Genomic DNA, 12,656 nt, shown 5'->3' with positions numbered 1-12,656 from the left:
ATTTGCAAATAACGTTATGCTAATTCAGCTAAACACATTTCTTCGTGAATTTGTTTAACCCATTTATCAACGCGTTCTTCGGTAAGCTCTGGTTGACGATCTTCATCAATGCCTAACCCGATAAAGTGATTATCGTCGGCCATACCTTTTGATGCTTCAAAATCGTAGCCATCTGTTGGCCAATGACCAACAATAATACCGCCACGTTCAGAAACGATATCACCTACCATTCCCATAGCATCAAGGAAGTACTCTGCATAATCTTCTTGGTCACCACAACCAAAAATAGCGACAAGTTTATCTTCAAAATTGATTTGCTCAAGTTCAGGGAAGAAATCATCCCAATCACATTGTGCTTCACCATAGTACCAAGTTGGAATACCAAATAGCAGAAGATCAAAATCGGCAATTTCTTCTTTGGTGCTTTTAGCGATGTCTTTTACACCGACCATTTGCTTGCCTAATCTCTTTTGGATCATTTTGGCTACTGCTTCAGTGTTACCTGTATCACTGCCGAAAAATAAACCTACTGTTGCCATTTTCTTTCCTTTGTATAAAACGTTTTAACTATGCCTACGTTAGACCTTTGAACAACCGAAATTGTTTCAATCTTCAAGTTGAGCAATTAACATTGATTCTATCAGCTGTGCCCTGCTCAAATTTTCTTCTAACGCCTTTTCATTCAAAATATCATACAATTCTTGCGATACCTTGAGCTCAACTCTTTTAAGGCCTTTTGCTTTGTCTCTGAGGATCTGATTCCTCTTATTGACTTTTAATTGCTGAGAGCGGGGTAGAGGATTGCTTCGTGGTCTACCGCGGCGCTTTTCATCTGCAAAAAGGTCAAATGTTGTTCTGTCTGCTTGTTCTTTTGCCATGGTTAACCAATCCCAGAGGACTCCCAGAAAAATTGGATTAACCCTTTTGAAATAAACCCAGCACAGCCAAGAAATAACACCAGCCAGACAGTATAACGACCAAATTTAGGTACTTTGCCCTCTTTTAATACATCATGTATCGCCATGCCGATAAAAAAGAATATCGCTGCAAAAAAGAAGTTTAGCCCCAATGTCTCAATTTGTTCCATGTACTGATTCAACATAAATCTCGAACTCTTGTTGTCTCACTGGTCACAAGTGAAGTTGCTTTGATAAGCCGTTTCCACTCTACCTAAATGCATTTCCCAGTAACTTGAGTTGTTAAACTGAGCCTCATAACTAAATGAGGCGGGAATATACCATATAAGCTCAAGATTATGAATCGCTACTGACACTCTGTTCAATAAACTCTTTTACAATTCGGTTAAATACCGTTGGCTTTTGTGCATGCAACCAATGTCCCGTGCCTTGTATTGTTTTTGCAGAGGCATTTGGAAACTGAGAAATAATAATATTTCTGTGTTCTGAGGTTACATAATCAGAATCACCCCCCCGTAAAAATAGACAAGGGCCTCGGTACTGTAGTTGGCTATAAGGCCAATCAATTAAATTATTGTAACTGTTATATAAACCATCTAAATTCATTTTCCAGCTAAACCCGGTTTCAGTGCGCTGTAAGTTCTTCAATAAAAATTGTGATGTTGCATTATCAATATTTGAATCAATTAAATGTTGTAACGCTGCTCGTCTATCAGAGTTGCCTTCTAAAGGGAGACTTTGTAAAGCATGAAATACAGTGTCATGTCTTCTCGTATACTTGGCGGGTGCGATATCCGCTGCCACAACACTTAAACATTTTTCTGGATGCTTCAATGAAAAAGCTAAAGCAACTTTTCCGCCCATAGAATGACCAACTATGTGTGCTCGCTCTATGATGCATTTATCTAGTACTTTAATAAGTTGCTCAATGATAACTTCAAAAGTCAGGTCATTAATGTGTAAGCTTTGGCCATGATTCGGTAAATCGATCCTGATCACTTGGTGTTTTTGTTCTAATTCATTACCCAGCGATTTAAGGTTATCGAGATTTCCAAATAGCCCATGAAGCAAGACGACAGGTGCTCCCTGTCCTGAAACAACATAATTCATAATTTTATGTAAACAATTCTTTTTTACAATTGTGCTTCATGAAGGCTCATTATTACAAGTTTTACTCGAAAATAGCTGTGATTTAAATCAATGAATTAGAAGGTTCTAATGTAGTGGCCAATCAAAAAATGTGATAAATATGATCAAACTGGGATCGTACTGATGACGTCTCACAATAAAATCGGTATCTTATATTGATAAGATTGAAATCATCGAAAGGAATTTAGATTCATGAAATATATTGAAGTAGACGAGGAACTGTATCGTTTTATCGCAGGTAAAACAGAACGAATTGGTGAAAGTGCTTCCGATATTTTGCGCCGTCTACTGGGGTTAGTCATTGAAAATAAAGAAAATAGCAAACCTGAGTCTATTCATGAGCCAAGCCTTGAAGCTCAACGAACTGAAGAGAAACCGAAAGAAATAAAGAAAAAAGTAAAATCAGAATCGATTGAGTTTGCTCATCTATTTAATGATGAAGCCCTTCAATCACAAAAAGGCGCAGTAGGCCGTTTTTTGTTTGTACTTGGTTGTTTATATAAGTCTACACCCGAAAATTTTGCTCAAGTCTTGCAAGTTCAAGGGCGTGGGCGTCTGTATTTTGCAACCTCTAAAGAAGCACTGCTTGAAGCCAGTAAATCGGCGAATCCAAAAGAAATTGGTACAAGCGGTTATTGGGTGACAACAAACAATAATACCGCTAAGAAACAGACCATTCTTAATGAAGTGCTTCATTTGCTTGGTTGTGAAGTAGAATTAGCTGCTGAATTGTCAGCAAAGATTTAAACGCAGAGGTTAGTCGTGGCGTTACATGAAAGAGCAGGGCAACCTGCACAACAAAAGGATTTGATTAACTTACCGAAGTTAATGACTCATTATTATCGAAGTATTCCTGACTCAAATAATGTTGAGCAACAGGTAAGTTTTGGTACTTCTGGTCATAGAGGCACCTCTTTAAAATCTAGCTTTAATCAAAACCATATCTTAGCGATTGTACAGGCGGTTGTTGATTATCGTAATCAAGCCGGTATCTCAGGCCCTCTTTATTTGGGTATGGATACTCATGCGTTATCGCATGCAGCATTTGTAACTTCTGTTGAAGTTTTAGCGGCGAATAATGTTCATATTATTGCTCAGCGAGATGAGAGTTTTACTCCTACGCCAGTGATTTCACATGCGATTGTTTCTTATAACAGAGTGAATGATGCATGTGCTGATGGTTTGATTATTACCCCTTCTCATAATCCACCACAAGATGGCGGTATTAAATATAACCCACCACATGGTGGGCCTGCAGAAGGTGAAATTACTAGCTGGGTTCAAAATCGTGCCAACGATTATTTAACTAAACAATTGGAAGGCATTCGTAAAGTTAACTACGATATTGCGACAAAGCTGGGTCAAGTTGATTGGCAGGACTTAATTTCTCCATACGTTAACGATTTACACAATGTCGTTGACCTTGATGCGATAAAGAAAGCCAACGTGAAAATTGGTGTCGATCCACTTGGTGGTTCAGGTATTCACTTTTGGAAGCCGATTGCTGACAGATACGGCCTCGATATAACTCTGGTTAACGACAATGTCGATCCAAGTTTTGGTTTCATGACGCTGGATAACGATGGCAAAATTCGTATGGATTGTTCATCGCCATCAGCAATGGCAGGTTTACTGAAGCATAAAGAGAATTTTGATATTTGCATAGGCAATGATCCTGACTATGATCGTCATGGTATTGTGTGTCCAAGCTTTGGCTTGATGAACCCAAATCATTATCTTGCTGTAGCCATTGATTACTTGCTTCAATATCGACCTGAATGGAGTGGTAATTTAGCGATTGGCAAAACACTCGTTTCTAGTTCAATGATTGACAAAATTTGTCAAAAACATGGTCGTAAAGTCATTGAAGTTCCTGTAGGTTTTAAATGGTTTGTTGATGGTTTGGCTGACTCTTCAATTGCTTTCGGTGGTGAAGAAAGTGCGGGTGCAGCATTTTTAAGAAAAGATGCTTCAACATGGTGTACCGACAAAGATGGTTTTATTCTCGGCTTACTTGCTGCTGAAATTTACGCCGTTACTGGTCAATCTCCAGCAGAAAGATACGCAGAGCTTGAACAGGAGTTTGGTAATAGTTATTACCAACGTGTCGACAGTCCAATCAGCTTGAAGAAAAAACAAAAATTTTCGAAGCTTACTAATGAGTCCTTTAATGTGGATGAATTAGCCGGAGAGAAAATTGTTGATGTATTGACGAATGCCCCTGGTAATGGTGCTGCAATAGGCGGTGTTAAAATCGTTACTGAAAATGCTTGGTTCGCAGCGAGACCGTCTGGTACTGAGGCTTTATTTAAGATTTATGCTGAGAGCTTTATATCGGAAGAGCATTTATCTCTCGTTTTAGAGGGTGCCAAAGAAATTATTGCTGATGCTTTAAAGTAGTTTGCTTCTTTTAAGTATCTCCCAATAAGGGAGATACTTAATTCATATTCCCACAATTTAATAAATCTCTCCTTCTTATTACACAATAATTGAGATACTACTGTTTTAGACAGAATATTGATTAATTATTTTAGTTTAACGATTAAATTAAATTCATCTATGTTGATTCCTTTTGGAATAAAGTCAAATATGAAGTAAAGCATTAAGGTTACTTTATATCATCGCATGGCTGTCCAAAATCATTTTTTACCAAAGATTCCGCAATTCTCTGAGGCCGAGCTTCAAGATCTGAGAGCGAGTGATTCTTATCGAAACATTACCACATTGCAACCTTGGGAGTTTTGCCCAGAAGCTCGTGATGAGCTTAAGGTGTATGAGCTTTCTGTACCACATCCTGAAAGAACTCATCATCAACTATTTATTGTATTTTTGGGCGGTTTATATTCAGTTAGCCAAGGTTCATACGCCAACGATCCACATGAAAAGCTTGCCGACTTCTCAGATATTTCGATTTTAAAAGTATCAGGTTTTTGGCGGACTCAGTATCAGATTCATGTAAATGATAATCCGATAGCAAAATTGTTATGTTTTATGATGATAGAATCAGAAATCAAACCTGAAATAGTCGCAAGTAACATTAAAAGTTCTCAACCAGCACTAATAGCTTCGTTATTATTACAAATGAGCGACTACAGAGCCTCTGAGGTTTTGGATAGATTATCGGAAGAATTACAAGAGAAAAAATGGTTAGAAGTAGTCACTATTCTCGTTAATAATGATCTTGCTAAAACTTCAGTATATTCAAATCTTATCTTTTCATCACGATCGCCATCATTAAATTTATTTCTTAAATTAGGCCATCAAGAGTTTGCAAAATTAATCCCTTTGTTACCACAAGAGACATTAACTTCCCTTGTATTAAACGAATATGAATCAGTCACTGAGCATGAATGGAATAAAGTGATTTTATTGTTTGAATTGTTAGCGAATCATAGAACTGGTCAACGTAATGCGCATGTTGCTGAAAAAGTAGAAAACTTATTAAAATTGATTTGCTTAGAAAACTTTGATGAAGAAGTTGTATCTGATGAAATGAACTTGAGTAAACGCAGCTTGCTAAAGCTAAAGTTGATGAAGTGTGATTCTCAAGCTCTTAAAAGACATGTTGCCCAAAGCCTTACACAGATGGAACAAAAAGTTTATCTCAATAGTATTCCACTGAAGTTACTCTATGAGGACTGTGAGAGTTGTAATCTTGATAATTCAGTAGCATGGGAAGTGATAGTTAAGCGTATTACCGAAGGAGAAAAAGTAGAGCATTTTTTACAAAATGCAGGTCAAAATTTGAAAAATTATATTTTGAATCATTACCTTGATTTATATAAACAAGTAACACCAAGTAAACAGTTGGAATTTTTGGTTTATTGCTTAAATTATTTGTTGAAAAACAAAGCTTACTCAATAGATGAACTGCATAAATCAAGATTAACTGAGGTACTGTTTGAAGTCGAATCGAATGCTCAAGATTCCAGTGGATACACCCATGAAGAAGTTGAATTTCTGAGTTCATTAATGGATTCTTTGAAAGTGGGCAGCAAGATCAGACTCATTAAAAGAGTCGATGATCTTTTTGGTGAGAAAATAGCTTCGAGGCTGTTGTTTGTTTTGGTAAAAGAAAAGCCTGAATACTTTACTAGTATGACAAAGTTTTCACCACTTCTCTGCAAAAAACTATGCATGGGACTTGATCGTGAAAAACAACGTTTACTGGAAAATATTTTTAAAACTGAGCTTTTTAAGCTCAACGGAGAAGGCAAGCGAGTATTTGCGATTTGCTTATCAAATATTTCATCAATTTTTAGAAGCGACAGTGGCATTAAAGAATGCATTACTTCAGAGCTAGATAATGAATTATCAATTGAAGTGGTGAGTGACATTTGGAATCAGTGCCATGCTCTATTTTTTGTTCTTTATGAAAGTTCAAATGACAGTAACAAAACAAAATTATTTGAATTGCTTGGGCTGAATGAGAGAAAAGAATTTATTTCTGATGTGGGAAGGTATATTACTTGCGATTTTGTTGAGGCCATTGGAAAGCAATCTGATAGATTAATATTTTTATTAGGGGCAGCACCAAATTCTGCTTTTATAGCGACAGAAGCAATTAATGATCATGAATTTGCTGAGTTATTAATTCAGATGAAACCACTTATTAGACAGTCTTTATTGATGTTGTTCCCTACAAGAAGAGAGTCGATTATCCAAAAAGAAAAAGAAATTCGTGCGACCCTAGTGAATAAAAAGGCTTTAGAGACGGCGAAAACCCCTAAAATAGCTTCCGCCAAAGGTGTTAAAAACTGATATGGCAGCTCGGTAGGTCATTTTTTTGAATATAATTTTGATGAAATTCTTCAGCAGGAAAAAACTCTTGGGCCGGAACAATTTCAGTAACGATTTGACGATTACCCCATTTAGCACTCTTGGCTAACTCATGAAGAGATGCTGCAGCGGATTCTTTTTGAAATTGATCGTAGAAAAAAATCACACTTCGATACTGATGACCGAAATCATCGCCTTGTTGATTTAGAGTCGTTGGATTGTGATTAGCCCAAAAGATGGCAAGTAAATCATCATATGAAACGATGGACTCATCATACTCTACTTGAACGACTTCAGCGTGACCTGTCTCACCGAGTTTTACTTCTTCATAGGTTGTTTGATTTGAGCTTCCACCCATATAACCACTCGTAGCGTTTATGACACCTTCAATTTGCCTAAAAAAATACTCTACACCCCAAAAGCACCCGGCTCCAAAAGTCGCTACAGCCATATAAACCTCAAACTATCTAAACGTAAAACCATCTGGACGTCTATATTGCTATATGGGCTTTTTTAACGCAAGCATTTTTTGTTAATTTTTTGAGTATTTGCTAAGACGAGTTGTTAGTAAGCTACTACAACTGAAATATGATAGAATTTGCAACATTCAAAAATGAGAACTGAATCACATCAATATTTTTAGATGTGTTAAATGTATCTAAAAAATAAAGGAGCCCTACGTGCAGCATACGTTAATGGAATCCAAAGACTTTCTAGCTTTGACTCTTGCCAATCCCAAATCGATTTCTGAAACATTTTCATTCACTTTAAATAATCAAACCCAAGTTCATGTATGGGATACCGGAGTGATTGTATTTGAACCCCAAAAAGCGGGTAGCAAAGATATTGTTCTATCTTCAGCGGTTCACGGTAATGAGACTGCACCAATTGAAATTTGTAACCGATTAATTAAAGAACTGCTTGAAGAAAGCATTGAAGTTCATCACAGAACAATGTTCCTGATCGGTAACCCTGACTCGATTCATAATGGCACCCGTTTTGTCGAAGAAAATATGAATCGATTATTCAATGGTGCTCACTCAAGTGGTAAAGGTTTAGTTAATCAAGAGCGAATTCGTGCAAAACGTTTAGAAGAGTATGTTGATCGTTTTTATACTTCACAAGCTGATGGTCGTCATCGTATTCATTACGATTTACACACTGCAATTCGTGCATCTAAGCATGAAAAGTTTGCTATTTATCCTTACCGTGATGATAAAGCTTATAGTGCCGAGCAAATCATGTTTCTGGCTGCTTGTGGTGTCGATACCATGCTATTTCATCACGAACCAACTACGACGTTCAGTTACTTCTCATCAAGCAACTATGGGGCAGATGCATTTACCGTTGAGCTGGGCAAAGTTAGACCGTTTGGTCAAAACGATATGACTCGTTTTATCGCAACCCATGAAATGCTTTCACGTTTAATTACTGGTCGTGAACTTGAGCTTGATGCTTTTAATGAAGATAAATTGAATTTATATCAAGTTTGTCGTGTGATTAATAAGAACTATGAAGATTTCGAGTTTACCTTTGCAAATGATGTGGAAAATTTTCGATCTTTCCCAAAAGGCTACGTTCTGGCAAAAGAAAACGGTGATGAAATTAAGATCGAACATGATGAAGAAGCCATTGTTTTCCCGATTACAAATATCCCTGTCGGTAACCGAGCCGTACTAATGTTGATCAAGCCAGAGAGCCTTAATGTTAAGTAGCAAAATAGGTTTGTAAACCAAACAATACATCAGCTTAAACCATTACTTGGTGGGCAAGGGGGCTGAAAAGTTGCCTGTATTTTTACGTTAACGTAAATTTCACTCTGCGTATTAGAACATTTTGAACTTGATGGGTTTCTCGTCAAGTTCTCTACATAACAAGAGCACACTATGAGCAACGCAACACAAAACGAACAGATTGTGCACAGCGTAAGCTTTCTAGATAGAGATTCATTAACAATCCCTAAACTGAGAGTTACCAATGCTGACGGCACTGTGATTGAAGGTGCAACCTTACCAAAGATTGATGAAACTTTGGCTAAGCGCATGTACGACACATGCGTATTCACTCAAGTCCTTGACGAGCGTATGTTAGGCGCTCAACGTCAAGGCCGTATTAGTTTTTATATGACGTGTATTGGTGAAGAAGCTGCCATTATCGGAAGTGCAGCGGCGTTAGATTCGCAAGACGTTATTCTTGCTCAATATCGTGAACACGCAGCACTACGCTTTCGTGGTTTTACTACTGAGCAGTTCATGGATCAAATGTTCAGTAATGAAAAAGACCTAGGTAAAGGTCGTCAAATGCCAATTCACTATGGTAGCTCTGAGTTGAACTATCATACGGTTTCTTCACCGCTTGGGACGCAAATTCCTCAAGCAACAGGTGTTGGCTATAGCATGAAAATGAATGGCCATAAAAACGTGGCGATTTGTTATTTCGGTGAAGGCGCTGCATCAGAAGGTGATTTCCATGCAGGCCTTAACATGGCAGCGACGTTAAAGTCTCCGACACTCTTCTTCTGTCGTAACAATGGTTATGCTATTTCTACACCTGCAGAAGAGCAGTTTAAAGGTAATGGTATTGCAAGTCGTGGTGTTGGTTATGGCATGCACACGATTCGTTTCGACGGCAATGACATGCTTGCAGTGCTACTAGCTACACAAGCAGCACGTGAATTTGCGATTGAAAACAGTGTTCCAGTATTACTTGAAGCAATGACTTACCGTGTTGGTGCGCATTCTTCATCCGATGATCCTTCAGGCTATCGTTCAAAAGAAGAAGAAAATGAATGGCGTGAACAAGATCCTGTAGCGCGTTTCAAAACATGGATGCTCGCTCAAGGATGGTTAACCGAAGAAGAAGACCAAGCACTTTATACTAAATATCGTGAAGAAGTTCTAGCTCAAGTTAAAGTGTCTGAAAAAGTCGCAGCACCTGAGCTCGAAGAACTGTTTAATGATGTTTATGATGAGCCAACGCCAATTCTTAAAAAGCAAATGGCTGATCTTAAAGCGCACATTAAAAAGTATCCAGAATCGTATCCGAAAACAGCAGGGAGAATCAAATAATGGCACATATGAACATGCTACAAGCCATCAATGATGCTCTGTCTATTGCGATGGAATCTGACGATAAGATGTTAGTTTTCGGTGAAGACGTTGGCCATTTTGGTGGTGTTTTCCGTGCAACTTCTGGTTTAAAAGAAAAGTTTGGCCCAGATCGTTGTTTCAATACTCCGCTTGTTGAGCAAGGTATTGCGGGTTTTGCTAATGGTCTGGCTGCAAATGGCCATACTCCAGTCGCTGAAATTCAGTTTGCTGATTATATCTTCCCAGCATTTGACCAAATCGTGAATGAGTCAGCTAAGTTCCGATACCGTAGTGGTAATGAATTCAATGTTGGCGGTTTAACCTACCGTACACCTTATGGTGGTGGTATTGCTGGTGGTCATTATCACTCTCAGTCTCCAGAGGCATACTTTACTCAAACGCCTGGTTTGAAAGTGGTTGTACCAAGAAACCCTGAGCAAGCCAAAGGTTTATTGTTAGCGTCAATTCGCGACAAAAACCCAATTATCTTCTTTGAGCCAAAGCGCTTATATCGTGCTTCTGTTGGTGATGTACCAGAAGGTGATTACGAGCACGAGTTAGGTAAAGCTGAAGTGGTAAAACAAGGTTCAGACATTACGCTACTTGCTTGGGGTGCTCAGATGGAAATCATCGAGCAAGCTGCTGAAATGGCAGAAAAAGACGGTATCTCGTGTGAGATTATCGATTTACGAACCCTTTCTCCGTGGGATGCAGATACGGTTGCTGGATCAGTTAAGAAAACTGGCCGTTTGTTGATCAGTCATGAAGCGCCGTTAACGGGTGGCTTTGCGGGTGAAATCGCTGCGACAATTCAAGAAGAGTGCTTCTTGTATTTAGAGTCGCCAATCGCTCGTGTGTGTGGTTTGGATACGCCTTATCCGCTGATCCATGAAAAAGAATACATGCCAGATGCACTTAAAAACTACGAAGCGATTAAAGCTTCAATGAACTTCTAGGAGCCCGCAATGATTAAAGATTTTATTTTGCCGGACATTGGTGAAGGCGTAGTTGAATGTGAGCTGGTTGAGTGGCTGGTTGCTGAAGGTGACATCGTTGCTGAAGACCAACCTATCGCAGACGTGATGACAGACAAGGCTTTGGTGCAAATTCCTGCGCCGAATGCTGGTAAGATCACCAAGCTGTATTACGCAAAAGGTGAAATTGCGATCGTACATCAACCGCTTTACGCCGTTGAAGTGGAGGGTGAAGGTGAGCCTGCTGTTACTGAAAAAGTAGTGGTAGAAACTCAAACAGTTACCGCAGGCACTCAAATTGAAGACTTCTTATTGCCTGATATTGGTGAAGGTATCGTTGAGTGTGAACTGGTTGATTGGCTCGTTGCAGAAGGCGATGAGGTTGTTGAAGACCAGCCTATCGCTGATGTCATGACCGACAAAGCGTTAGTGCAAATTCCAGCAATGAAACACGGTAGAATTGCCAAGCTTTATTACGCTAAAGGCGAGATAGCGATTGTTCATAAGCCTTTGTTTGCGATTGAAGTAGAAAGCGAGGCTGGCAGAGTGACAACACAAGCAGTCGTGATTGATGCAGAGCCAGTCGTAGAACAAAACCATGAGCCTGTGCGTCAAGGTAAAGCGATTGCAAGCCCTGCCGTTCGTCGTATGGCGAGAATGCATGACATTGATATCAGTAAAGTGCCAGGCAGTGGTAAAAATGGCCGTGTATATAAACACGACATTGATGCCTACATGCAAGGCAGCAGTTCAAAGTCATTAGTGACAACAACACCTGAACCATCTATGCCTGTTGTGGTTGAAAATACAGCTGTTGAAGCAGGTGACCGTGTTGAGCCAATTCGTGGCGTAAAAGCGGTAATGGCGAAGATGATGCAAGAGTCGGTATCGACGATTCCTCACTTTACTTACTGTGAAGAGATTGACGTTACTGATTTGATGGCAATGCGTAAGGATATGAAAGAAAAGTATTCTAGCGACGAATTAAAGCTAACCATGATGCCATTCTTTATGAAAGCATTGTCATTGGCCATTAATGAGTACCCAATTGTGAACAGTCGTGTGAATGACGATTGTACAGAATTGACTTATCTAGCTAATCACAATATTGGTATGGCGGTAGATTCAAAAGTGGGTCTGTTAGTGCCAAATGTGAAAGGTGTTCAAAATAAGAGTATTCTTGAAGTAGCGGCTGACATTACTCGATTAACGAAAGCAGCACGTGATGGTCGTGTTTCTCCAAGCGACTTGAAACAAGGCACAATTTCGATTTCAAATATTGGTGCGTTGGGTGGAACAGTTGCTACGCCTATTATCAATAAGCCAGAAGTGGCGATTGTAGCTTTAGGTCGAGTGCAAAAACTGCCACGTTTCAATTCCAAGGGTGAAGTTGAAGCACGTAACATCATGCAAGTGAGTTGGTCTGGTGATCACCGAGTGATTGATGGTGGAACCATTGCTCGTTTCTGTAATTTATGGAAACAGTATTTAGAGCATCCACAAGATATGTTGTTGGCAATGCGTTAAGCTAGAACACTGTTCATACTAATTAGTCGGTTCTGAAAAAATCCATTTCAAGAGTTAAAATGTACGGCATCTGATTTACGCAAAATTCAGAGCCGTATCCCAAAAGCAAGATTTCTTAGATTTTGCATCAATTTCACTACAAAACAGCCAAAACTCACCATCTTTTTCGAGCAAAAAGAAAATGGCTAACCACTTTCTCAAGTTCCAGGCACACGCAGCCA

12 protein-coding genes are annotated in these 12,656 nt (G+C 39.0%); 7 read left to right on the top strand and 5 right to left on the bottom strand.

What is annotated here, in order from left to right; all coding sequences use genetic code 11:
• Positions 1 to 14 precede the first annotated feature (14 nt).
• From fldA to JQC92_RS11430, 4 genes are all read right to left on the bottom strand, one after another.
• Positions 15 to 539, bottom strand: a complete 525-nt coding sequence (fldA, locus tag JQC92_RS11445) for a flavodoxin FldA (protein ID WP_204999778.1) — start codon at positions 537 to 539, stop codon at positions 15 to 17.
• Between the two features lie 66 nt (positions 540 to 605).
• Positions 606 to 878: a LexA regulated protein gene (ybfE, locus tag JQC92_RS11440; RefSeq protein ID WP_129946937.1), complete on the bottom strand. Its 273-nt coding sequence runs from the start codon at positions 876 to 878 to the stop codon at positions 606 to 608.
• 2 nt (positions 879 to 880) lie between these two features.
• On the bottom strand, positions 881 to 1,102 hold the full coding sequence (locus JQC92_RS11435; protein WP_129946936.1) for a DUF2788 domain-containing protein: 222 nt from the start codon (positions 1,100 to 1,102) through the stop codon (positions 881 to 883).
• Between the two features lie 151 nt (positions 1,103 to 1,253).
• Positions 1,254 to 2,027: an alpha/beta fold hydrolase gene (locus JQC92_RS11430; protein ID WP_204999777.1), complete on the bottom strand. Its 774-nt coding sequence runs from the start codon at positions 2,025 to 2,027 to the stop codon at positions 1,254 to 1,256.
• 231 nt (positions 2,028 to 2,258) lie between these two features.
• Between JQC92_RS11430 and seqA the strand changes: the two genes are divergently transcribed.
• The 3 genes from seqA (at position 2,259) to JQC92_RS11415 (ending at position 6,827) form a co-directional block, all read left to right on the top strand.
• A complete protein-coding gene (seqA, locus tag JQC92_RS11425) occupies positions 2,259 to 2,813 on the top strand; it encodes a replication initiation negative regulator SeqA (RefSeq protein WP_204999776.1) in 555 nt (184 codons plus the stop codon).
• Positions 2,814 to 2,828: 15 nt separating this feature from the next.
• Complete coding sequence (gene pgm / locus JQC92_RS11420; protein ID WP_204999775.1) at positions 2,829 to 4,466, top strand: phosphoglucomutase (alpha-D-glucose-1,6-bisphosphate-dependent); 1,638 nt, start codon at positions 2,829 to 2,831, stop codon at positions 4,464 to 4,466.
• Between the two features lie 369 nt (positions 4,467 to 4,835).
• Entirely contained in the window at positions 4,836 to 6,827 is a 1,992-nt protein-coding gene (locus tag JQC92_RS11415) for a hypothetical protein (protein WP_204999774.1), read from the top strand.
• On the opposite strand, the gene msrA is transcribed toward JQC92_RS11415, so the two are convergent.
• Complete coding sequence (msrA, locus tag JQC92_RS11410; RefSeq protein WP_204999773.1) at positions 6,817 to 7,296, bottom strand: peptide-methionine (S)-S-oxide reductase MsrA; 480 nt, start codon at positions 7,294 to 7,296, stop codon at positions 6,817 to 6,819. The two genes, JQC92_RS11415 and msrA, sit on opposite strands and share 11 nt — an antisense overlap.
• 229 nt (positions 7,297 to 7,525) lie before the next feature.
• Here msrA and astE point away from each other — a divergent pair, with 229 nt between their 5' ends.
• The 4 genes from astE (at position 7,526) to JQC92_RS11390 (ending at position 12,435) form a co-directional block, all read left to right on the top strand.
• The gene (gene astE, locus JQC92_RS11405) at positions 7,526 to 8,560 is read left to right on the top strand and encodes a succinylglutamate desuccinylase (protein ID WP_204999772.1); all 1,035 of its coding nucleotides are present in this window, start codon (positions 7,526 to 7,528) and stop codon (positions 8,558 to 8,560) included.
• 171 nt (positions 8,561 to 8,731) lie between these two features.
• Positions 8,732 to 9,913 carry a thiamine pyrophosphate-dependent dehydrogenase E1 component subunit alpha gene (locus JQC92_RS11400; RefSeq protein ID WP_204999771.1) on the top strand — a complete coding sequence of 394 codons (1,182 nt, stop codon included), beginning with the start codon at positions 8,732 to 8,734 and terminating at the stop codon, positions 9,911 to 9,913.
• Positions 9,913 to 10,890 (top strand): alpha-ketoacid dehydrogenase subunit beta, encoded by a 978-nt coding sequence (locus tag JQC92_RS11395; RefSeq protein WP_204999770.1) that lies wholly within the window; start codon positions 9,913 to 9,915, stop codon positions 10,888 to 10,890. Before JQC92_RS11400 ends, JQC92_RS11395 begins: the two co-directional genes overlap by 1 nt.
• 9 nt (positions 10,891 to 10,899) lie before the next feature.
• Positions 10,900 to 12,435, top strand: a complete 1,536-nt coding sequence (locus JQC92_RS11390; protein ID WP_204999769.1) for a dihydrolipoyllysine-residue acetyltransferase — start codon at positions 10,900 to 10,902, stop codon at positions 12,433 to 12,435.
• The last annotated feature ends 221 nt before the right edge of the window (positions 12,436 to 12,656 follow it).

This window comes from Parashewanella hymeniacidonis (genome assembly GCF_016900895.1).
In the GTDB taxonomy this organism is placed as follows: domain Bacteria; phylum Pseudomonadota; class Gammaproteobacteria; order Enterobacterales; family Shewanellaceae; genus Parashewanella; species Parashewanella hymeniacidonis.
Note: the sequence above shows the minus strand (reverse complement) of the source record. Positions and strands in the feature narration are given on the sequence as shown.

What these genes read in the sequence shown, in the direction of transcription:
- ybfE (WP_129946937.1), bottom strand. Translation starts at nt 878, where the DNA reads ATGGCAAAAGAACAAGCAGACAGAACAACATTTGACCTTTTTGCAGAT.
- fldA (WP_204999778.1), bottom strand. Translation starts at nt 539, where the DNA reads ATGGCAACAGTAGGTTTATTTTTCGGCAGTGATACAGGTAACACTGAA.
- msrA (WP_204999773.1), bottom strand. Translation starts at nt 7,296, where the DNA reads ATGGCTGTAGCGACTTTTGGAGCCGGGTGCTTTTGGGGTGTAGAGTAT.
- JQC92_RS11430 (WP_204999777.1), bottom strand. Translation starts at nt 2,027, where the DNA reads ATGAATTATGTTGTTTCAGGACAGGGAGCACCTGTCGTCTTGCTTCAT.
- JQC92_RS11390 (WP_204999769.1), top strand. Translation starts at nt 10,900, where the DNA reads ATGATTAAAGATTTTATTTTGCCGGACATTGGTGAAGGCGTAGTTGAA.
- JQC92_RS11435 (WP_129946936.1), bottom strand. Translation starts at nt 1,102, where the DNA reads ATGTTGAATCAGTACATGGAACAAATTGAGACATTGGGGCTAAACTTC.
- seqA (WP_204999776.1), top strand. Translation starts at nt 2,259, where the DNA reads ATGAAATATATTGAAGTAGACGAGGAACTGTATCGTTTTATCGCAGGT.
- JQC92_RS11400 (WP_204999771.1), top strand. Translation starts at nt 8,732, where the DNA reads ATGAGCAACGCAACACAAAACGAACAGATTGTGCACAGCGTAAGCTTT.
- JQC92_RS11395 (WP_204999770.1), top strand. Translation starts at nt 9,913, where the DNA reads ATGGCACATATGAACATGCTACAAGCCATCAATGATGCTCTGTCTATT.